This window comes from Mesorhizobium sp. P2_E10, from assembly GCF_056404235.1.
On the sequence record NZ_JBFUEK010000010.1, the window covers coordinates 69,006 to 89,754 of the forward strand.

The 20,749-nt window shown below is 61.2% G+C and carries 23 protein-coding genes; 7 read left to right on the top strand and 16 right to left on the bottom strand.

Translation table 11 applies throughout. The annotated features are described in order from the left end of the window. Positions 1 to 133: 133 nt before the first annotated feature. Both bluB and ndk read left to right on the top strand, forming a co-directional pair. The gene (gene bluB, locus AC1D0N_RS23670) at positions 134 to 769 is read left to right on the top strand and encodes a 5,6-dimethylbenzimidazole synthase (protein ID WP_477248212.1); all 636 of its coding nucleotides are present in this window, start codon (positions 134 to 136) and stop codon (positions 767 to 769) included. A gap of 91 nt (positions 770 to 860) precedes the next feature. Further along, positions 861 to 1,283: a nucleoside-diphosphate kinase gene (gene ndk, locus AC1D0N_RS23675; RefSeq protein ID WP_477248214.1), complete on the top strand. Its 423-nt coding sequence runs from the start codon at positions 861 to 863 to the stop codon at positions 1,281 to 1,283. Positions 1,284 to 1,390: 107 nt separating this feature from the next. On the opposite strand, the gene AC1D0N_RS23680 is transcribed toward ndk, so the two are convergent. From AC1D0N_RS23680 to AC1D0N_RS23710, 7 genes are all read right to left on the bottom strand, one after another. Continuing rightward, positions 1,391 to 1,738: a hypothetical protein gene (locus AC1D0N_RS23680; RefSeq protein WP_477248216.1), complete on the bottom strand. Its 348-nt coding sequence runs from the start codon at positions 1,736 to 1,738 to the stop codon at positions 1,391 to 1,393. A gap of 88 nt (positions 1,739 to 1,826) precedes the next feature. Beyond that, positions 1,827 to 2,588: a YbaY family lipoprotein gene (locus tag AC1D0N_RS23685; RefSeq protein WP_477248218.1), complete on the bottom strand. Its 762-nt coding sequence runs from the start codon at positions 2,586 to 2,588 to the stop codon at positions 1,827 to 1,829. 69 nt (positions 2,589 to 2,657) lie between these two features. Beyond that, a complete protein-coding gene (locus AC1D0N_RS23690; RefSeq protein WP_477248219.1) occupies positions 2,658 to 3,140 on the bottom strand; it encodes a molybdenum cofactor biosynthesis protein MoaE in 483 nt (160 codons plus the stop codon). A gap of 1 nt (position 3,141) precedes the next feature. Beyond that, positions 3,142 to 3,396, bottom strand: a complete 255-nt coding sequence (moaD, locus tag AC1D0N_RS23695; RefSeq protein ID WP_477248221.1) for a molybdopterin converting factor subunit 1 — start codon at positions 3,394 to 3,396, stop codon at positions 3,142 to 3,144. Between the two features lies 1 nt (position 3,397). Next, positions 3,398 to 3,994 carry a CDP-diacylglycerol--glycerol-3-phosphate 3-phosphatidyltransferase gene (gene pgsA, locus AC1D0N_RS23700; protein ID WP_091577231.1) on the bottom strand — a complete coding sequence of 199 codons (597 nt, stop codon included), beginning with the start codon at positions 3,992 to 3,994 and terminating at the stop codon, positions 3,398 to 3,400. A gap of 102 nt (positions 3,995 to 4,096) precedes the next feature. Then, on the bottom strand, positions 4,097 to 6,163 hold the full coding sequence (gene uvrC, locus AC1D0N_RS23705; RefSeq protein ID WP_477248223.1) for an excinuclease ABC subunit UvrC: 2,067 nt from the start codon (positions 6,161 to 6,163) through the stop codon (positions 4,097 to 4,099). After that, positions 6,160 to 6,924, bottom strand: coding sequence for an SDR family oxidoreductase (locus tag AC1D0N_RS23710; RefSeq protein WP_477248225.1), 765 nt, complete (start codon positions 6,922 to 6,924; stop codon positions 6,160 to 6,162). Before AC1D0N_RS23710 ends, uvrC begins: the two co-directional genes overlap by 4 nt. A 411-nt stretch (positions 6,925 to 7,335) precedes the next feature. Here AC1D0N_RS23710 and AC1D0N_RS23715 point away from each other — a divergent pair, with 411 nt between their 5' ends. Continuing rightward, positions 7,336 to 7,995 carry an outer membrane protein gene (locus tag AC1D0N_RS23715; RefSeq protein ID WP_477248227.1) on the top strand — a complete coding sequence of 220 codons (660 nt, stop codon included), beginning with the start codon at positions 7,336 to 7,338 and terminating at the stop codon, positions 7,993 to 7,995. Between the two features lie 86 nt (positions 7,996 to 8,081). Here the strand turns inward: AC1D0N_RS23715 and AC1D0N_RS23720 are convergent, their stop codons facing one another. The 3 genes from AC1D0N_RS23720 to AC1D0N_RS23730 all read right to left on the bottom strand — a co-directional run bounded on the left by AC1D0N_RS23720 (position 8,082) and on the right by AC1D0N_RS23730 (position 9,666). Further along, complete coding sequence (locus AC1D0N_RS23720) at positions 8,082 to 8,504, bottom strand: GFA family protein (protein ID WP_477248229.1); 423 nt, start codon at positions 8,502 to 8,504, stop codon at positions 8,082 to 8,084. A 77-nt stretch (positions 8,505 to 8,581) separates the two neighbouring features. Then, positions 8,582 to 8,953 carry a TfoX/Sxy family protein gene (locus AC1D0N_RS23725; protein WP_477248231.1) on the bottom strand — a complete coding sequence of 124 codons (372 nt, stop codon included), beginning with the start codon at positions 8,951 to 8,953 and terminating at the stop codon, positions 8,582 to 8,584. A 116-nt stretch (positions 8,954 to 9,069) separates the two neighbouring features. Continuing rightward, positions 9,070 to 9,666, bottom strand: coding sequence for a glutathione S-transferase family protein (locus AC1D0N_RS23730; protein ID WP_477248232.1), 597 nt, complete (start codon positions 9,664 to 9,666; stop codon positions 9,070 to 9,072). Between the two features lie 29 nt (positions 9,667 to 9,695). On the opposite strand from AC1D0N_RS23730, the gene AC1D0N_RS23735 reads away from it, so the two are divergent. After that, positions 9,696 to 9,827 (top strand): hypothetical protein, encoded by a 132-nt coding sequence (locus tag AC1D0N_RS23735; RefSeq protein ID WP_477248234.1) that lies wholly within the window; start codon positions 9,696 to 9,698, stop codon positions 9,825 to 9,827. Positions 9,828 to 9,974: 147 nt separating this feature from the next. On the opposite strand, the gene AC1D0N_RS23740 is transcribed toward AC1D0N_RS23735, so the two are convergent. Together AC1D0N_RS23740 and AC1D0N_RS23745 are read right to left on the bottom strand one after the other, a co-directional pair. Then, positions 9,975 to 10,304: a hypothetical protein gene (locus AC1D0N_RS23740; RefSeq protein WP_477248236.1), complete on the bottom strand. Its 330-nt coding sequence runs from the start codon at positions 10,302 to 10,304 to the stop codon at positions 9,975 to 9,977. Between the two features lie 503 nt (positions 10,305 to 10,807). Further along, complete coding sequence (locus AC1D0N_RS23745) at positions 10,808 to 11,338, bottom strand: DinB family protein (protein ID WP_477248238.1); 531 nt, start codon at positions 11,336 to 11,338, stop codon at positions 10,808 to 10,810. A gap of 96 nt (positions 11,339 to 11,434) precedes the next feature. Here AC1D0N_RS23745 and AC1D0N_RS23750 point away from each other — a divergent pair, with 96 nt between their 5' ends. Then, positions 11,435 to 12,040 carry a TetR/AcrR family transcriptional regulator gene (locus AC1D0N_RS23750; protein ID WP_477248358.1) on the top strand — a complete coding sequence of 202 codons (606 nt, stop codon included), beginning with the start codon at positions 11,435 to 11,437 and terminating at the stop codon, positions 12,038 to 12,040. 117 nt (positions 12,041 to 12,157) lie between these two features. Here AC1D0N_RS23750 and AC1D0N_RS23755 read toward each other — a convergent pair whose 3' ends face one another. From AC1D0N_RS23755 to AC1D0N_RS23765, 3 genes are all read right to left on the bottom strand, one after another. Next, positions 12,158 to 12,610, bottom strand: coding sequence for a hypothetical protein (locus tag AC1D0N_RS23755; protein WP_477248240.1), 453 nt, complete (start codon positions 12,608 to 12,610; stop codon positions 12,158 to 12,160). Between the two features lie 392 nt (positions 12,611 to 13,002). Beyond that, positions 13,003 to 13,851, bottom strand: coding sequence for a 23S rRNA (adenine(2030)-N(6))-methyltransferase RlmJ (locus tag AC1D0N_RS23760; RefSeq protein ID WP_477248242.1), 849 nt, complete (start codon positions 13,849 to 13,851; stop codon positions 13,003 to 13,005). Continuing rightward, entirely contained in the window at positions 13,848 to 14,465 is a 618-nt protein-coding gene (locus AC1D0N_RS23765; protein WP_477248244.1) for a hypothetical protein, read from the bottom strand. Before AC1D0N_RS23765 ends, AC1D0N_RS23760 begins: the two co-directional genes overlap by 4 nt. 1,228 nt (positions 14,466 to 15,693) lie before the next feature. Between AC1D0N_RS23765 and AC1D0N_RS23770 the strand changes: the two genes are divergently transcribed. After that, positions 15,694 to 16,731: a UDP-glucuronic acid decarboxylase family protein gene (locus tag AC1D0N_RS23770; protein WP_477248246.1), complete on the top strand. Its 1,038-nt coding sequence runs from the start codon at positions 15,694 to 15,696 to the stop codon at positions 16,729 to 16,731. Continuing rightward, positions 16,732 to 17,826, top strand: coding sequence for a UDP-glucose 4-epimerase GalE (galE, locus tag AC1D0N_RS23775; RefSeq protein WP_477248248.1), 1,095 nt, complete (start codon positions 16,732 to 16,734; stop codon positions 17,824 to 17,826). A 353-nt stretch (positions 17,827 to 18,179) separates the two neighbouring features. On the opposite strand, the gene AC1D0N_RS23780 is transcribed toward galE, so the two are convergent. Further along, positions 18,180 to 20,537, bottom strand: a complete 2,358-nt coding sequence (locus AC1D0N_RS23780; protein WP_477248250.1) for a sulfatase-like hydrolase/transferase — start codon at positions 20,535 to 20,537, stop codon at positions 18,180 to 18,182. Positions 20,538 to 20,749: the final 212 nt, after the last annotated feature.

The following is a 20,749-nucleotide window of genomic DNA, read 5'->3' on the forward strand; positions in this document are numbered from 1 at the left end:
GCCAATCGCCAACGAAATGCGACAATGTGGATGCACAAGCGTCGTTTCAAACGCCTCACCATCGCCCTGATCCGGGGCAAAGAAGACAAAAAAATCCCGTGACCGGGCAATCGAAACAAGGCAGCGCGACGCCATGACGTCAGGCCCGGAATTCCGCGACGATTTTCGCGCGGAGCTCATCAACCTCTTCCGGTGGCGCCGGGATGTCAGGCGATTCAGGCCGACGCCGCTGCCCGAAGGGGCGCTGGAGCGGCTGCTCGACCTTGCGAGCATCGCGCCGTCCGTCGGGCTCAGCCAGCCCTGGCGGTTTGTCGTGGTCGAGAGTGCCAATTGCCGTGACGCCGTCAAAGCGTGCTTTGAACGCTGCAATGCGGAAGCGCTATCATCGTTCTGCGGCGAGCGCGCCGCTCTGTATGCCCGGCTCAAACTCGCCGGCCTGAACGAGGCGCCTTGTCAGTTTGCGGTTTTCGCCGACCGCACAACGGAACAAGGGCATGGGCTCGGCCGCCTGACGATGCCGGCGACCATCGAATATTCGGTGGTGATGGCGGTCCATACGCTGTGGCTGGCGGCGCGCGCCGAAGGCATAGGCATGGGTTGGGTGTCGATTCTCGACCCGGTCGAGATGGCGACGATCCTCGACGCGCCGCCGCAATGGACGCTGATCGGCTATTTCTGCGTCGGTTATCCCTCGGAGGAGCACATCACGCCGACACTGGAGCGGGAAGGCTGGGAGGTCCGACGGCCCTCGATGGTGATTACGCGCTGACCCGCGTCACATGCTCCACTTGGCAATGGGCCGGGCGGCTTGTATAGAGCCCGCCACCCTCAATTCCATTCTCTTGAACAAGGACGACCCCATGGCGCTCGAACGCACCTTTTCCATGATCAAGCCGGACGCGACCCGGCGCAATCTCACCGGCGCCATCACCCAGATGCTGGAAGCGGCCGGCCTGCGCGTCATCGCCTCACGCCGGGTGTGGATGAGCCGCCGCGAAGCCGAAGGTTTTTATGCCGTCCACAAAGATCGTCCCTTCTTCGGCGAACTGGTAGAGTTCATGTCGTCGGCGCCGACCATCGTCCAGGTGCTGGAAGGCGAGAACGCCATTGCCCGCAACCGCGAAGTGATGGGCGCCACCAACCCGGCCAACGCCGCCGAAGGCACCATCCGCAAGGTGCATGCGCTGTCGATCGGCGAGAATTCCGTGCACGGCTCGGACGCGCCGGAGACCGCCGCCGAAGAGATCAAATACTGGTTCTCCGACACCGAGATCGTCGGCTGAACCGATCACCCAAGTCTGAATGAAAAGGCCGGCGTTTCGCCGGCCTTTTCATTCATCGGCCATCGGGACTCCGATTGGTCGCCCGCCCTCTCGCGGCGGGTTTCAAGTCACTTTGGTTGGCGCTCCTTTACATTGGCATGAATGTTGGCCGCGTCGGTGTCGGTCGCCGGTGTCTTGGTATCAGCACCCACGAATGGGCTGCCCTGCCCGGGCGCGAGGTCGCCGCCATGGCCGGCCTTGTTGGTCTGGAAAGGCTGGCTGTCGGCATTGAGACCATGCTGAAGCGCGTTGAACAGATGGTCGTCCGCCTTGGCAAGACCGGTAGGAGTAAGGAGCGATACGCCTGTGGCAGCAAGGATAAGCGCATGCGTTTTCATCTCTGGACTCCTTTGAGTTAAAGCCAGAACGAGCCGCAGCAGGTCTGGCGGCTTCAACGAAGGGACATTCGAAAACATCCCCTTTGCCTTACCCGCCATGTGTGAGAGAAACGCCTCTCCTGCCCGAATTATTCCGGCTGAAAAGCGTTGGCGATCGAAATACGCGCTAGCTCGCGGCGTTGAAGCGCAAGATTTCGTGGCCGTCCTTGTCGGCGATGGTCAATTTGCCGGCGTCGACATGGTATGACGCCGCCCCGGCGAGCGCCTCGAACAGCGCCTTTTCCTCGGCCATGATCTCCGGCGCACAGGCCTTGAAGGTCGAGCCGATGTCGCTGATGGCGATCGTCGAACCATCGACCTTGGCGGTGGCGAAGTAGACATTGCACGGGCCGCTGCCGCCGGCCTTGCCGGCCTCGCTGATCCTGAACGTCGCCTGCGGCTCGGCGATGACGCCGATGCCGTCAATATATTCGACCAGCCAGCTCTGCCCGATCACCGCCGTCGCCGTGTCGCGAGGCGCGACCATTTTCAACACGATGGCCTGCGGCGCATCGCTCAGCGGATCGACCTGATAGCTGACATCGGTGATGAACAGCAGCCTGTCGTCGGCGGTGATACGCGCCTGCAGCGCGTAGGTCATCTCAGGCCGGATCACCTCCGGGTCGAAGCTGATCTCGAACTTGATCGGCACCTGGCCGGCCGGCGCCACCTTGCGCTCGCCGATGATTGCGGCCGGCGCGTCGGCCAGCGACACATCGGCAAGCTGCACGGACAGCACGGCGTTGGCCGGCAGCGCGATGCGCTCGCGATACATCACCTCGCCCTTCAGGGTCTTTTCGGCAGCGGCCGACAGATCCGGCACCGCCACCACGCCGACGACCAGCGGCACAAAGCCGAAAATGAAGAATTCGGCGATCCTGTCCAGCATGACCTTGCTCCCTTTGCCTAGTGCAATTTGGCCAAGGGATTGCGTTCAATGCATGACTGCGGCCCGATTTTATTCGGTCGGCGGCGCCTTCCAGCGGCGCGCCGCCTTGTCGTCGGCCTCCTTGGCGTCGACCCAGCCGCCTTTGGAACCGTCGGCACGATGTTCCTTCTTCCAGAACGGCGCCCGCGATTTCAGATAATCCATCAGGAAATTTGCCGCTTCGAATGCCGCCTGCCGGTGCGCCGAGGCGGCCACGACCAACACGATGTTTTCGCCGGGCGCTATTTTGCCATGGCGATGGATGGCGGTCAGTCCCTGCAGTGGCCAGCGCTGAACCGCCTCCGTGGCGATGCGGGCGATTTCGGCCTCGGCCATGCCGGGATAATGTTCGAGTTCGAGCGCCGACAAGGCACCTTGCTCGTCTCGGCAGAGGCCCGAAAACGTCACCACGGCGCCGATATCGGCGCGGCCGGCGGTCAGCCTGGCGATCTCGGCGGCGATGTCGAAATCCTGCGCCTGGATGCGCACGACAGGCACCACTGGGGACGGCATGTCAGCCACCGGTCATTGGCGGGAACAATGCGATCTCGCGCGCGCCTGTGATCTTTTCGCGGTGCTCGACATGTTCCTGGTTGATGGCGACGCGGATCACGTCGGGATATTGCAGCGCGTGCTCGTATTCCTCGCCGCGCGATTTCAGCCAGCGCAACAGGTCGGCGACCGTCTCGATGCCGGCGGGCAGTTCGACATCCTCCTCCGGCTTGCCGATCCGCTCGCGCACCCAGGCGAAATAGATGAGCTTCGTCATCTCACTCGTCCATGATGTGCTTGAGGCCGGCACGGAAATAGTCATAGCCGGTGTAGAGCGTGACCAGGGCCGCGATCCACAGCAGCACAAGCCCGGTCTGGGTGGTCAGCGGAAAAATCTTGTCGCCGGCCGGCCCGGCCAATAGGAAGGCGATGGCGACCATCTGGATGGCGGTCTTCCACTTGGCCAGCTGTGTCACCGGCACCGAAACCTTCAACGCCGCCAGATATTCGCGCAGGCCCGAAACCAGGATTTCGCGGCACAGGATGATGATCGCCGCCCACAGCGACCAGCCGGCGATGCCGGCATGACGGTCGGTGTCGGCGGCCAGCAGCAAGAGGCAGGTGGCGACCAGCAATTTGTCGGCGATCGGGTCGAGCATCTTGCCGATGTTGGAGGTCTGCTGCCAGGCGCGCGCCAGATAACCATCGAGATAATCGGTGATCGAGGCCAGCAGGAAGATGATCAACGCCGACCAGCGGGCAAAGTCGCTCGACTTCAGATGCCCTTCGAGAAAAAAGCACAGCACGACCAGCGGCACCGCAATGATGCGGGCGTAGGTGAGCATGTTGGGCAGGTTGAACGCGCGCTTGGCCATGTGCGGGGGGACTCTTTCTTCCTGCGTACTCAAATCAGAAGCGAATGTGGGGGGTCAACAGGCCAGATTCGACTAGCCAGCTGAATATACCGCCTAAAGCCATCAACTTTCATGAAAATGATTGTAGACCAGCTTGGCCACCTGCTCGGAAATGCCGTCGACCACCATCAGATCCTCCATCGCGGCGCGGCTGACCGCCTTGGCGGTGCCGAAATGCAACAGCAGCGCGCGCTTACGGCCGGGACCGATGCCGCTGATCTCGTCGAGCGGGCTCTTGACCATCTCCTTCTTGCGCCGCGCCCGGTGCGAGCCGATGGCAAAGCGGTGGACCTCGTCGCGCAGCCGCTGGACGAAATAGAGCACGGGATCACGCACCGGGAGCGAGAACGAGTCCCTGCCCCGAACGAAGAAGCGCTCGCGGCCGGCATCGCGGTCCTGGCCCTTGGCAATGCCGATCGCCACCACACGGTCCTCTATGCCGAGATCGGCGAGGATTTTGCGCACTGCCGACATCTGGCCCTGGCCGCCGTCGATCAGAATAACGTCGGGCCAGGCGGGGAAACTGCCGGAAATGTCGTCTTCAATGTCATCTGCCGTGGCTTCCGCAGCCGCATCGCCCGCTGGGACATCGCCATGTTCCTTCAGCAGTCGCGAAAAGCGCCGCTCCATCACCTCGCGCATCATGCCGAAATCGTCGCCCGGGGTGATCTCCGTCGAGCGGATGTTGAACTTCCGGTACTGGTTCTTCACAAAACCTTCCGGCCCGGCGACGACCATGGCGCCGACCGCATTGGTGCCCATAATGTGCGAGTTGTCGTAGACCTCGATGCGCACCGGCGGCTTTGCCAGGCCGAAGGTCTCGGCGAAACCGGTGAGCAGCCTGCCTTGCGTCGAGGTTTCGGACAGCCGGCGGCCAAGCGCCTCGCGGGCATTCTGCAGCGCGTTGTCGGTCAAATCCTTCTTCTCGCCGCGCTGCGGCACCGAGATCGCCACCTTGCGGCCGGCGCGGGTGGAGAGCGCCTTGGCCAGCAATTCCTGATCCTCGATCCCATGCGACAACAGGATGGCGCGCGGCGTCGGCTTGTCGTCGTAGAACTGCGCCAGGAACGAGCCCAGCACCTCGGCGGCCTCCAATGCCGGATCGGCCTTGGGGAAGTAAGCGCGGTTGCCCCAGTTCTGGCCGGTGCGGAAGAAGAACACCTGGATGCAGACCTGACCGCCTTCCTGATGGATGGCAAAGACATCGGCCTCGTCGACGGTCGCCGGGTTGATGCCCTGGTGGCTCTGCACATGCGACAGGGCGGCCAGCCGGTCGCGATAGATGGCGGCGCGCTCGAAATCGAGGTTCTCCGAAGCCAGCTGCATGGCGGATGAGATTTCCGTCTTCACCTTCTGGCTGCGGCCGGACAGGAAATCCTTGGCCTCGCCGACCAGCTCGGCATAGTCGGTGTGCGAGATCTCACCGGTGCACGGACCGGCGCAGCGCTTGATCTGATAGAGCAGGCACGGCCGGGTACGGTTCTCATAAAAGGAGTTGGTGCAGCTCCTCAAGAGGAAGGCGCGCTGCAACGAATTGATGGTGCGGCCGACCGCGCCGGCCGAGGCGAAGGGGCCGAAATAGTCGCCTTTGCGCGAGCGCGCGCCGCGATGCTTGTAAATGCCGGGCGAGACATGATCGCCGGTCAAAAGGATATAGGGGAACGACTTGTCGTCCCGCATCAGAACATTGAATCTTGGCCGCAAGCGCTTGATAAGATTGGCTTCGAGCAGCAGCGCTTCGATCTCGGTGCGGGTGACGACGAACTCCATCGTCGAGGTCTCGCGCACCATGCGGCCGATGCGGCTGGTGTGGAAACGGCCTTGCGCGTAGTTGGTCACCCGCTTCTTCAGGCTGCGCGCCTTGCCGACATAGAGCACGTCGCCGGCAGCGTTCATCATGCGGTAGACGCCGGGTGCGTTGGGCAGCCGCTTGACCAGCGTCTGGATGACCTCGGCGCCGACCATGCCGTCGGCGTCACCGGCATGCGGCGTCCAGTCTATTGCAGTGAAGGCGACGTCCGGGCCGGCCGGCGTGACGATCTCTTCCGCCGCCTCGTCCTCGAGGTCGATTTCGGGGGGCAGGTCGTCGGCGCCGCCGCCGCGTTTGTGTTTCTGCTCTACGGGACTCATTCCGTCATGCCTGTCACATCCGGCGTCTGCCATGCAAGATGCTGGCCGCCATCGAGCGCGATCATCTGGCCGGTGACCGAGCGGGCCGCCCACAAATATCGGATGGTGGCGCCGAATTCCGACAGGTCCGGCGCACGCTTCAGAATCAGGCCATCGACCTGGGCGGCAAAATCGTCGTCGTCCTGGCGGGTGTTCTTCAAGGTCGGGCCGGGGCCAATGGCGTTGACGCGGATGCGCGGACCCAGCGCCTGCGCCATCATCTGCGTCGCCGTCCACAGCGTCGACTTCGACAGCGCGTAGGAGAAATAGCGCGGCGTCGGCCGCCAGACGCGCTGGTCGATGATGTTGACGATCAGCCCCTCCTGCCCCTCCGGCAGGGCGCGGGCGAAGGCCTGCGCCAGCAGCGCCGGCGCCTTGATATGGACGGCGAAGTGGCGATCCCAGGCCTGCCAGTCGAAATCCTGAACACTGTCGTCGACGAACAGCGAGGCGTTGTTGACCAAAAGCGTGACCGGGCCGAGCGCTGCCCCGGCGCGGCCGACCAGATCGGCGACGGCGTCCATATCGGTGAGGTCGGCGGCAAGCGCGGCAGCGCGGCCACCGGCGTCCCTGATGCGGGCGGCCAGTGCCTCGGCCTCGGCCAGCGAATTGTTGGCGTGGACGGCGACGGCAATACCATGCGCGGCAAGATCTTCGACGATCGCCTTGCCGATCCGCTTGGCGCCGCCCGTTACCAGTGCGGTCCCGGCCGCTTCATTCATCTGTCAATCCTCAAATTGCGGCGTCTTTTCCGGCTCGCCGGCAAATATGGCCCGCCAGGGGTTAAATGCCGTTTCCACCTGGGGCGGGATTGTGGCGAACGGCCCTATCGGCTCTCCGAGCCTGCCAAGACTCGGGATGGGCCGAACCGCAATATAGGGCGCTGGACCCCTTGCACCAAGCCGTGTGCAACGCAGCATGACAAGCTTGCTGACATCTCGCTGTTGCGAAGATGCAACGTCAAGGTTCAGCCTCATTCGTGCCGGGGAATGACCCAAGTTCAGGTTCGCTTCAGCCGCATTTTGACACGACATTTGGAACTGTTGAACGCCAGATCCGTTTCACCCCCCGGACGGGTCGATGGCGCTCATGACAAACAAGCCTGTGTCCTGTGGCTTAAGGAGTAAAGAACAATGCAAGCCAATCTTAAATTTGGGCGACCTCTTGCGGTGGCGCTCGGGCTCTTCGCCCTCAGTGGAACCGCCTTTGCCGCGGACGTCGTCTCGGAAGAGCCGCCGGCGCCGGCCCCGATTGCGGAACTTCCCGTCGCTTCCTGGGCAGGCCCCTATGCCGGTCTCAATGTTGGCTATGGCTTTAGCGGCCATACCAAGGAAAGGGATCTCGGCGTTCAAACCGATACCAAGGGTTTCGTCGGCAGTGTCTTCGGCGGCTATCAGTGGCAGCAAGAAAACTTTGTCTACGGCGGTGAAGCCGAACTCGGCTACAGCGGCGTCAAGGGTGACGATAACGGCATCAACTCCAAGGCTGGCGTCGAAGGCTCGCTGCGGGCTCGCCTCGGCTATGCCGTGACCCCTGAAATCCTGCTCTATGGCACTGGCGGTCTCGCCGGCAAGAACCTGAAGGTGGAAGACAGCAACCTGGGCACCAGCGATAGCGCTACCCTGCTTGGCTGGACCGCTGGTGTCGGCACCGACATCAAGATCACCGACAATGTGTTCGGTCGCGTCGAGTATCGCTACACCGATTTCGGCAGCAAGGACTTCGGCGGCGGCATCGGTAACGTCAAGGCCACCGACAACCGCGTCACCTTCGGCGTCGGTATGAAATTCTAAGTCGTTCAAGCCACGACACGAAAAAGCCGGGCCTCGCGCCCGGCTTTTTTATGGCCGGTTTCCTGGATGTCGCCAACTCATCCGGGTCACGAGCTGTCTGGGTGGATCGACGGCTTTTGCTGGAAACCGTCATGGGTCGCAATCGACGGCAGTTGGTCGAGCCATCCCACCTTCGACGATATAAAGACCTGCGCATCCGGCCGATACTCGCCCGGGCTGCTCATCGTGGCGGCGTGAACATGAATCTCGGTGGGCCATCTGTCGGAGCGGAAATAGAGCCTTGAGCCGCAGGACGGGCAGAAACCGCGAAATGTGTTGGGGCTGCTCTCGTAATGCACGATGTCCCCGGTCCAGGTCAGATGCTCCGGCCTCATCCCCAGGAAGGCCGTGAAAGGGGCGGACGTGGCGCGCTGGCAATCGGCGCAGTGACAGACCAGGTTGCGTGTGAGTTGTCCGGAATATGTCCAGGCGACTGCCCCGCACATGCAATGCCCCGCCAGAAATGCCATTGCTTCCTCCCGCAGGTTACCTCCGAGCCGGTTCCCATCGCCGGCCGATGCGGCGCAAAATAGACCGCGCGATCGCCTCAGGCGCGTCGCTTTGCGACCTTGGTGGGTTTCGATTTCGGCGGCAGCGTCTCGACGAAAGCCAGCGCGCGATCAAGCCAGCCGGCGAGATCGGCTTCGGTCGCGGTGCCCTCCGGCGCGACATGGACATAGCCTTCCATTGCCCGTCCGCCCATCTCCATCGGGCGGGCGTGCGGACGCGCGACGGCCGCCTCATGCGCCGCCTTGCCGACACGCACCAGCAGTCCGCGCTTCGAGGTGCCGATCAGCATGTTGCCGTTGAGCATGAAGCAGGTGCCGCCGAACATCTTCTGTTCGGTGAAGGCGCGTTGGCCAAAGGCGGCACGCAGGCGCTCGACCATGGGGTCCGCTGTGCTGGCTGATTTCGGCATGTTTGCCACCTGTGTGCGATTTGCGTTGCGTCACGCAAGCACGGAAGCAGGTGGAGGTTCAACAAGGAAGTGAGCCAGGGCAGCACCTTCTCCCCTTGCGGGAGAAGGAGGAGTGACTACGCCGGTACCGCCGGCTTCAGCTCGGGAAACTTCTCGTCGAAGCGCGCCGCCCAGCGTGTCAGCCGGCCGCGGCCCTTTTCCCATTTTCCGGCAAAGCGCAGCGACAGATAGCCAAGGCAGGCGCGCAGCGCCATCTGGCCGGCGGTGATCTTCTTGGGCAGTTTCGGCGGATTGGCGTTGAGCAGATCAAGGGCCGCCGTAATCTTCGACCACTGCTTGTCCAGCCAGGGCTGGTAGACCACATCTTCCGGACGCACGCGCCGCTCATAGACCATCGACAGCGCGCAATCGCAGATGCCGTCCGCCAGCGCCTCCAGCACCTCAGCCTCAAGGCGCTTGTCGGCATTGCGTGGAAACAGCGCACTCTTCGATACACGGTTGAGGTGCTGGGTGATGGCACGGCTGTCGTGGATCGAGCGGCCGTCGTCGAGGACCAGCACCGGGATCTTGCCGAGCGGATTGGCGGCCATCAGTTCGGCTGGCTTGTCCTCGGTCCTGAGCGGCACGAGATCGATGGCGATGCCGGCATAGGCTGCCGCCATGCGTACTTTGGAACTGTAGGGAGAGGACGACGCGTAGAGCAGCTTGGGCATGGTCGGGTTCCTGTTTGCCGGGGGCAGTGTTGACCGATCAGGCGCAGCCGAGCAATGGCCAGAAGCGAAAAACCCAGCCGCCAGAAACCGCCGGTGATTTTTTAGGGACAGGTCTCGGCATTGCAGCGAAAACAAAAAAAGCCCCACCGGACTTCGCCTGACGGCGAAGTCCTGGGAGCTGCGAAAAGATATCCTCCGTCCGCCTCTGTTCTCGCCTTCCGAATACCAAGCCGACCAGCGAGCGGAGCGCCTGTCCGGCACCGCCCTTGACTGTTTGGCACTGTCCCCCGGCGAGGGAAGAAACGCGCTTACTTCTTGCCGGCCTTCGCGGGCGCTGCCTTCTTGACCGCCGGCGCTGCTTTCTTCACCGGTGCCGAAGACTTCGCTGCCGCTGCCTTTGCCGGTGCAGCCTTCGCGGCCGGCTTCTTGGCAGGTGCTGCCTTCTTCGCTGCCGGTTTCGCCGCTGCCTTTGCGGCCGGCTTCTTGGCCGGTGCTGCCTTGGCAGCCGGTTTCTTGGCAGGCGCTGCTTTCTTCACTGCGGGTTTTGCCGCAGCCTTTGCAGCCGGCTTCTTGGCCGGTGCTGCTTTTGCCTTGGCCGCCGCGGCCTTCGGCTTGGCAGCGGGCGCTGCTTTCTTCACTGCAGTCGCAGCCTTCGCCGCTACTGCTTTTACAGGTGCTTTCTTTGCCGGTGCCTTGGACGCCGGCGCTTTGGATAACTGCTTAGCCATGCGATGCCCCTTTAGTTGTGCCGATGGCCGTTAATGACCCGGCGCGTCAATGCATATCTGACTCGCGCGTGTCTAGCCAGCGAAGCATTACAGTGATTTTAGCAGATTAAGTTTCGGTTACGACCGCAAAGCGATCGTGCTGAATCTTTGATCGCGCAACGAAGTCTGCGGCGGAAATTCTTCGCACTCTATCTTGGTTGATCTTGTCGACACGCTCAGGATTTTTTCGAGCGGCGTCGACCGCAGACACCGGCAGCCGCTCGCAAAGATCATGAAGAGTTGCCGGATCGCACGCTTCGTCTTGTCCAGTCGCGACGAACAAGCGCGAAGACGAAAGCAACACGACAGGCGTGTCGTTGCATCATCTTGAGCCATACGATGAAGGTGAGCTTTGAGCTCATATTCCTTGGAGATCAGACGCCGAACGGCTCGCGTACCGTTTGCAGCCGGCGCTCCGGCTCGGCCCGATGGAGATGGACGGCGAAGGTGTCCCATGGCGGCGAGAGGGAAAGCCCAACCAGGATGCGGCCGATCTCGCCGCGATGATAGCCGCCGTGCAGAACGACATGAGTCAGCATTTCCTGGCGTGACATCAAGCCCTTGTCTTCATTGGTGAAAATGAACGGCACGGATTCGGACAATTGGCGTGGCGACACGGCTTCAAGATAGTCCAGGTACCAGCAATCCATCGCTGCGACATCGGTGCGCAGCGCGTCGAGCGCCGGCGTTTCCTCTGTGTTGTCGGCGCTGTAGCCGTGGCGCGCGCCTGTGAGATGCGCCGCGAATATTTTTGATACCATGTGGCTGTGATTGAGAAGCCGTGTCGCGACGTGGCGCTCCTTGGCGTGCGCATGCGGATCCAGTTTCGCGAGCTTCTCCAGCAACTCGTCATTGGCCCACGTCTGATAGGCGAAGAGACTGCGAAGCAAAACCAGGGCACTCATGATCGGTATCCCTTTGCGGAGAATGTGAGTATCTTGTTCATATTCTCGGGGGATGGAGCGGACATGTCTACTCGCATTGCAAAGCCGCGCATGCGCATGCGCAAGGAGCCGCGCCAGGCGCGTTCCAGAGCGACCGTCGAGGCGATCATCGAGGCGGGGGCTCACGTTCTGAGCGATCTCGGATGGGCCGGCTTCACCACCAACAAGGTGGCCGAGGCTGCCGGCGCCAGCATCGGCTCACTCTACCAGTATTTCCCCGACAAGCTTTCTTTGGTCGAGGCAATCCGGCGCCGTCACTTCGATCAAGTGCTGTCGGTCATTGCCGAGTCGGCCGAAGGGGACAAGCCGCTCAAGAGATTCGCGCAGCAGCTGGTGCGCGGCATGATCGCGGCGCACAGCATCCACCCGACATTGCACCAGGTGCTGCTTGACGAGGCGCCGGGCGATCGCGGCTCAAGGGCCGCCCATGCGTCGTTCCAGTCGCGCTATCTCAGTCACTATGCAGCGGCCGTCGCCGTCTATCGCAAGCCGAGAAAGAACGCCGATGTTGAAACCGTCGCGCGCGTGCTGTCCTCCGCAGTCGAGGGCGTTATCCACAACGCAGCGCGACGGGACATGCTGGACTCACCCGAGTTGCAACAGCAGCTGGTCGAACTGATCTGCGCTTACCTTGCCGAACGGCACAGAACCACGCAGCGGTGAGACGGCGGTCTATCGGGGTCGATCTTGTCGCAAACAAGCGCAGTCACCAGCAGCGCCGGGGCGGCGTTGGCATCTTGCCGAGCAACAGCACGAAAATTTCGTGGTTGGAAGACTGCGTCAGCGCAGGACGCGGCAGCGGCCGTTGTAGACCATCCAGCGGTCGAAGCCCGAGACGCAGAACTCGACATTGTCGCCGATCGAGGCAAAGCCCTGGCCTTCCTCGATCAGATACCAGATGGTGCGGGCGCGGCCGTCGGAGAGGCTGACGGTGGCGCCGCAATAGCGGCGGCCGATCGGCCAGGTGTCGTTGGCCGGCAGATAGCGATGCTGGTGGATGCGGCGGAAATCGGTGATCGCGACATCGGGCAGATGCGGCACGTGATGCACCTGGTAGGAGAAGCGGCTGGTGATCTTGTTCAGCACCCAGGCCTGGCCGCAGACACTGCCGTCGTCGTCGGAATAGACGCCGAGGTCCGCCGCCTGCACCGCCTGGGTGAGCCCAAGCGAGGTACCGAGCGGCGTGCAAAGGGCGATGAGTGCGGCAAGAGCGGATCTGGCGAAGCGAGTCATGGCAGCCTCTTGTGGTCGATTGCGTCCACTGTGCGGATTCGCTCACGCGCGGTCAAGCGGTTGCACTGATGATGGTTTCCAGTTCGCAATTGCTTTTGGCAGGCCCGCGCCTCCGGCATGGAACCGGAATGGCTTCGGCGCGTTGATGTCCAGATCCGAGAACCCAAAGACTTGGGTCGTTAAAGAGCCCGCCTTCCCGACCCCTCAGGAAGGCGGGCTTTTTCGCGCCTGCCGCCAGCCTTCGCTCAAAGCGAAGAGGCTGCAGCTTTCCTGGCTCTGCGAAGCATTTGCGGTTGGCACCCGGCTGTCGAAATCTTTAGCGACTTGCGTCGTCGCCGCGGGCATCGCCAGCCGTCAAAGCGGCCAGCGCGTGAAAACCGGCGCTTGTGTGGCTACTCGCCGGCCAGCCACTCCAGCGACCAATGCGCCGGCTTTTCCACGGCCAGCAATTTGTGCAAGGCCGGCAGCACGGTTCGCAATTCACCCTCCAGCGTGAATGGCGGGTTGACCACCAGCATGCCGCTGCCATCAAGGCTGGGCTCTCGCGAGGCCGGCCTGATCTCGAATTCGATGTCGAGCAGCTTCGGGATGCCGGATTGCTTCAGCGCCTTCCTGAAGGCAATGACCGCCTTGCGGTCCTTGATCGGGTACCACAGCGCATAGATGCCGCCCGGCCAGCGTTTGTGCGCTCTTTGCAGCCCGTCGACGAGGCGCTCGAACTCGCCCTCCTCCTCGAACGGCGGATCGATGAGCACCAGGCCGCGCTTTTCCTTGGGCGGCAGATGCGCGCCGAGCGCCAGCCAGCCGTCGAGTTCGATGACCCGGGTCTGGAAATCGCCGGCGAACAGCGTCTTCAGCCTGGTGACGTCCTTGGGGTGCAGCTCGATCGCCGACAGCCGGTCCTGCTTGCGCATAAGGTGGCGCGCGATCAGCGGCGAGCCGGGATATTTCTCGACGCCGCCCTCGGGATTGAGCGAACGCACCGCATCGAGATAGGGCGCAAGAAGAGTCGCCGCCGGACCGCCGGGCGCGGCATCGATCAGTCTTCCGATGCCGCCCTGCCACTCGCCGGTCTTCTGCGCTTCTACCGACGACAAATCGTAGCGGCCGATGCCGGCATGGGTGTCGATGACGCGAAACGCCTTGTCCTTCTGCTTCAGATAATCGAGCAGCCGCACCAGCACGACATGCTTAACGACATCGGCAAAATTTCCGGCGTGATAGGCGTGGCGGTAATTCAAGTGGCGCCCCTGCCCCACCGCGGCGGTGGCGGCTGCGAGTTTGGATTTTCCGGCCGGCCACCACCACCACGAAAGCGCCTGGCCAGCAACAGCCCGATCAGGCCAGCGGCCATCAGCGAGAAGCCGACCGGCCGGGCTCTGCTGTCGATCGCGCCGGCACCTGAGCGCAGCACGAGATCCGCCGCCCGCATCTCGATGCCATCGGCGTCGCCCGGACCGACGGTGAAGACGTAGGGGCCGGGGCTGACGGCAGCGATCACGCCGGCCTCGTCGCGAAAAATCTTGTCGGGCAGTTGCGGGCTGACCTGGCGCGGATTGTCGGAATGGTTGAACTGCAGCGTCGAGGCCAGCACCGTCTTGCCACCTGTCGCGGCGGTCAGCGTCAGCACCGTGCGCTGCTGCGAAACAATGCGCTCGGCTTTTGCGGTGAGATCGACCAGCACGCGCACCGGCGCGTCTCGCCCGGCCAGCGGCACCGTCACCGGCTTGAAGCGGCCCTGCTCGTAAACCCGCCATGTGCCGATCTCATGGCCGGAGAAATTGCTCATCGCCCAGGGATAGACGATGCCGATGCCGGCGCCGGCAAGCAGGATCAGGACAAACAGAAAGCGCATTGAGTCACCCGAGTGTTCGACCAGCTTGCCAATAGCGCTCTAGGGATCAAAAGGCGATGGCCCTGCGCCGTTGGCCTCGCCTGTCCAAGACAAAGGATAATCGCCAAAGGAATTGTGCGGAATCGGCCAAAGCGAGTTGGCCGCCGCCCCAACTGCATCGCGTCATGGCTGCGTCGCAACACTGACGGATTTCTACCTATGCGCTCAAAAACCATCGCTAAATTAGAAATTTGCTACATAAACGGATGGGGGCCAGGACCGTTCCACGACTTTGATTATTGAGGGGCATATTGTGTCCGAGGGATTTCGAATCCAAAAGTCCACAAGAAGCACGATGGCACATATTTCAATCCGAAATGCCTTCGATACCGATCTTCATGCATAATTTCACAGTCACATGAGTTTTATTGCAACTTTAATCAGCCGCAAAATTCTAATAACTACGCGTCCGCACTGTTAAATTGTTCTATAATCATTGAATTCCTATGTGGATAATCTGGATATGGGTCGGGCAATAAAGAGCACGAACGCGCCTTCTCCAACCGATGGGGTGAACCTAAACCCCTAGATTGGCAATGCCGCGAACATTTTTGGCCCGAGCCGTTTCGGGCGCCGATCGCATTGTTTTCTAAGAATTTATGGAGCAAGCCCGGTGTTACGCTGTTTTCTGTGTTTTACAAATTGGAGAATTTTTAAATATAATATGCATCATACATGACATGCTCTGGTATTTGACTGACGTATCTCGCTCCTAATCTAAGATTGTTTTGCTATATCACCGGCTTCTACCATCCAAAAATCCCATAAACATTCGTATTTTCTATTGGCATATTGGCAATTGTGCGACCAATGCTCGAACTTCAGCGGCAGACGCTGCCGGCCTCATGATTAACCACTCTCCAACGTTTACGGTTAACGATTCGCTAATTTAGTTGACTATGTTTTCCACAGGTATATTTTTGATACGTTGGGATGTGCAATTTGGGCGAGCAATGGGCGATGGTGGCACCAGACGCGTAACAGCGATTTCGGGGCGTAATCGAATGCTGAACGGCAGCCAATAGCCGCATAGCGTCGCCCAGCGAACTCAGAAAGCAATCAACAGACATCAGGAGTGACGATTCCGCAGAAGCGGAGGGTTTGCGACGTTCGCAGGGACGTGGCCGGGCAACGCTATGTCCGGTCCGGGCGGTAGCGTGCTCAGTGCGTTAGGGCGATGGGGTGGAATATGGGTAGAACTGTCAACGTTCTGAAACTCGAGTCCGGGAACCGCCGAAGGGGCGCCAACACCAATCGGGGCCGCGCCCTGGTTGCCGGTGGGGCAGGATTTCTGGGTTCGCATCTGTGCGAGCGTCTTTTGCTGGATGGATACGACGTTGTCGTGCTGGACAATTTCCACACCGGCAAAAGATACAATCTCAATGCCATCCTGCGCAATCCGCGCTTTACGTGCATCAAGCACGACATTGTCGATGCATTGCCTTCGGATCTTCAGGTCGATGAAATCTACAACCTCGCCTGCCCGGCCTCCCCGCCGCATTACCAGGCAGATCCGATCCATACGTTCAAGACAAGCGTGATTGGTTCGCTGAACCTGCTGGAACTCGCGCGGCGCAACAATGCCAAGATATTTCAGGCTTCGACGTCCGAGGTCTATGGCGACCCCCTGGTGCATCCGCAGCCGGAGGGTTACTTCGGCAACGTCAACCCGCATGGTCCGCGTTCCTGCTATGACGAGGGTAAGCGGTCGGCTGAGACGCTGTTCTTCGACTATTCGAGAATGTTCGGCCTCGATATCCGCGTCGCTCGGATTTTCAACACCTATGGCCGCCGCATGCAGCCAGACGATGGCCGCGTCGTGTCGAACTTCATCGTCCAGGCTTTGCACGGTGACGACCTGACCGTCTACGGCAGCGGCCAGCAGACACGTTCATTCTGCTATGCCGACGACCTGATCGAAGGCTTCATCCGGCTGATGAATGCACCGAGCGCGCCGCAGCACCCGGTCAATCTCGGCAACCCTGCCGAATTCACCATCATGGAGCTGGCGACACAGGTGATCGAATACACCAACTCGCGGTCGAAGATCGTGCATCGGCCGCTGCCCGTCGACGATCCCAAACAGCGCAAGCCGGACATCTCCTTCGCCAGGGACAATCTCGGTTGGGAGCCAAAGATCAGCCTGAGCCAGGGGCTTGCGCATACCGCGGCGTATTTTGACGCCCTGCTCTACGCGCGCCGGCCCGTCAAAGGGGCTGCGATGTAAATGAACCGCCCGGCAATCCTGGTGACTGGTGGGGCCGGTTACATCGGCAGCCACACCTGCAAGCAGTTGTCAGCCGCCGGCTACCTGCCCGTCGTTTTCGACGATCTGAGCCGCGGCAACGAGAAATCCGTTGCCTGGGGGCCGCTTGTGGTCGGCGATATTCGGGACAGGAAGGCGCTGCAGCAGGCGATCAGGACGTATCAGCCGAAAGCGATAATCCACTTTGCAGCGCTGGCCTATGTCGGCGAGTCCGTTCATGAGCCCGCAGAATATTTTTCGACCAATGTCTCGGGTACCATCGCGGTGCTTGATGCGGCGCGCGCGAACTCGATCGAAAACATCATCTTTTCAAGCAGCTGCGCGACATACGGCGTGCCCGAAACACTGCCCATTCGCGAGACCTCGGCGCAAAATCCAATCAGCCCCTATGGCCGGACCAAGCTGATGGGCGAGCAGATCGTCAGGGACTATGCCTGCGCCTACGGAATGAAATATGCGATCCTGCGCTATTTCAACGCCTGTGGCGCCGATCCCGACGGTGAGCTCGGTGAGTGGCACTCGCCTGAAACGCACCTGATCCCGCGAGTGCTCATGGCCGCATCCGGCATCATCGACGAGATCGAGGTTTTCGGCACGGACTACGACACGTCTGATGGCACCTGCGTGCGCGACTACATCCATGTCAGCGATCTGGCGCGCGCGCATCTGAAAGCCCTCATACATCTGGAGGCGGGTGGCGAAAGCCTGTCGGTCAATCTCGGCACCGGACGCGGGGTGTCCATCAAGGAGATCCTCCAGGCGGTCACCCGGATGACGTCAAAATCGGTTCCGGCGGTCTTCAGGCCCCGGCGCCCGGGAGACCCGGCAGAGCTCTACGCCGACCCGGCTAGCGCACGCGAACATCTCGATTTCATGCCGGAACTTTCCGACATCGACACGATCGTCAGGACGGCCGCCCCATTCTTCGGACTGGCGGCCGCCGCGTCCACAATTCCGATGCCGACGGCGAAGCGCCGCCGGTCAACTGCGCAGGCATGTCAAATGCATCGGAAAGCAATACCAGCTCGCAAAGCTGGTAGTCGTCCCTGTTTGTAGTGTGTCGGGACGTGGGCTCGCTGAGGTGGGTGAGGGCTTCTCAGCGAGCCTTTGATACGGCTCACCGGCTGGGGCCTGGAAATCGTGGAGAGCGCCGACGACAGCGCTTGAAACCAAAGCGCGTCAACGCGCTTGTCTTTGTCTTCATGCATGCCTTTATCCCAAAGTCGCTGCGCACCCTCGGGTCAAGCCCGAGGGCATGCTTTTGGGCGGCATGCATCACCGGGATGGCTAACAGTATCTGTCGGGCCGTAGATCAAGGACGACGGTGCTCTCGACGCATCGCCGGCGTCGTCCAATGCCGCGCATCTGGAATGGGGAAACGAAGCGACCCGCTTAAGGCACGCGGCGCTTTATACACATCCCTCGACGAAGGGGCCGCTAACCCATAGCGAGCTGTTGCTGTACATGGCGGTCCCGTTATCGTCGGTGTAGCCATGAGACTGCTCGTCGACATGCAGCCTGACGTTTGGCACCAGCTGACCGTTGACCTTGATGCTCTTGATGAACAGGTTGCGATCGCCTGGCTTGCCCTCTCCGGCCCACAGGTCGTTGACATAGCGAAGCTCGATCGTCTTCGGATTCGGCACGCTGCTGAGATCGATGTGGAACGGCTGGGCCTCGGTTGACGCCTGCATGAGCTCCGCCACGGCGGCTTGAGGCGTCGATGCGGCGCTTTCCTTGCCCGGGACGTCGATCTCGGCGACGGTCTTTCCGTCGACCAGGACGTCGAACCGAGGCGCGCCCTGGAGATTTATTCCGGCAGCGTCGACCTCCAGGCTGGTGATGGTGCAGCGTCCTGTGTCTTTCGCCGCTGCGGCCACCAGGTCGGCCACGCGCTGCCTCTGCGATTGCACCCATCCGGCGATGGGCTGCAGCAGCGCGTTTCGGTCGCCGGTATCGACCTTGAAGAGGTTGGTTCGTTCACCGGAATCGGCCTTGAGGTCGTATTCCTCGACCTTGCCGGTGGTAGCGTTGAGGATGACCTTTCGATCATTCTCGCGATAGCCGAACAGGAACCCGGCCCAGGGATTGAAGAAGAAGGTCTTGTTTGGCCGTTGCTCGCTGAACAGGCTGCGCCCCTGCCACTGCTTCGGCAGCGGAAGCCCGAGTATGTCGAAGATCGTCGGGGCGATATCGATGATGCCGCCGACCGGGTGCGCAACCTCGTCATGAAACAGATACTTGTTGATCATGATGAGCGGGATGTGGATGTTTTCCTCGTAGATCGCGCTGGCATGGATGTAGTCGCCATGCTCCCCGAACGCCTCGCCATGATCGCCCAATATGACCACGAGGGTCGAATCGAGCTTGCCGGACTGCTTGAGCGATTCAAGGATCTCGCCAAGCGCCGTATCGCCGACCTTCAGGGCGTTGAGATAGGCATTGAATTTCTGGTCATCCGAGTAGTGGACCAGCGCGTTGCCATCGGAGGAAGGCACCATCTTCGAAAACATCGGGCTGTCGGTGATGTAGGGATAGTGGGTCATCGCCGTGAACATTATGCCGAAGAAGGGTTTCTCCGCGTCCTTGTTCATCCAGTCGATGATCGACTGCGCCGTGCAAAGATCGCTGTTGTAGTCCATGTTCTTCCACTGCTCGGAGCTGAGCTTGAAGGTCGGGGTGCCACATTTCTGTCCCCGGTAGTCCTGGATCACATCCAGTCCCTTGTTGAGCAGAAACTCATCGACCCTTTGGAATCGGGAATCCGCGCTCCAGAAAAACCCTGTGCGGAAATTGTTCTTGGACAGGGTGTTGGAGATCGTGTCCAGAGGCAGATAAGGATACCTGGTGGTCATGCCATAGTATGAAATATCGTTATACATCGAGGTGAGCAGAGAAAATACCGAGTAGTGCGTGGAAGGGGCGTGCGCGTATATGTTGTCGAATCGTATGGAATCGCTCGCATAGTTCTTGATATTCGGCGTGATCGGATACTTGCCGCCAAACGTCTCGATGTATTTGGATGGCACCGACTCCATCATGAAAACCAGCACGTTCTTGATCGGGTTTGGCGTCGGCGCCTTGAAGCTCGACGTTTCCGGCGGACGCTCGCCGACGCTCGCGACATCCGGGTCATTGGTGTTGGCATTCATTGCCAGCACGACCGGCGTTGGACTGAACACGGCCGATTCAACAAAATACAGGATCGGATTGTCGATCTTGGCCGCCGGCAGCGCCTCCGCCCGCACGTGGTACCCGGTGCCGACGAGGGCCGCGCCGACACAGACAATGAGCACGCCCAGAAAGGCCCCGCAGCCAGCGGCGCTCAGCCGCTGGCACAAACTGGCCGCGGCATAGCCAAGGATGAGCACCAGAACGACGGACCCGGAAAGGGTCGCGAAGTCCTTTATGTTGAGCGCGTCGCCCATCGCGTTCCTGGCATCGGCATTCTGCAGGAAGTCGCCATAGACCAGCCACTGGAAGGTGAACGGTTCGCCCAGCATCTTGACGAGATTGATGTTGGCAAATCCCCAGCCCAGCGAAATCAGGATGGCGAGATAGAAGAGGAAGACGACGACGACGGAACCGATGCGGCTGGCCTTTGCCAGGAAAAGCACAATCAGAGCCGCCACGGTCAGGGACGTGACGACAATCAGGTCGTAGTAGCTTGATGCCAATCCCTTGGGGATGGCCCCCAAAAGGCCTGGAAACGTCGTTTGCGGATCAACGATTGCGCTGCGGTAGATACCCAAAAGCAGCCAGGACAACAGCCCCGTGCAAATGATCCGCAGGCTCCTGCAACGGAAGCGCATGTCCCGCGACAAAGCGATATTCGTCTTCGATACCGTCAGGCCGCTCTCAGGTCGACTCGCCGACCCCATACCGCCGCCGCTGCTCATACAACTACCCGCCGCCAGTTTGCGCTTCAGCCCCAACCGCGGCCAAGCCTTCAAACCCCAGCCGCAGAATCGGCTTGCAC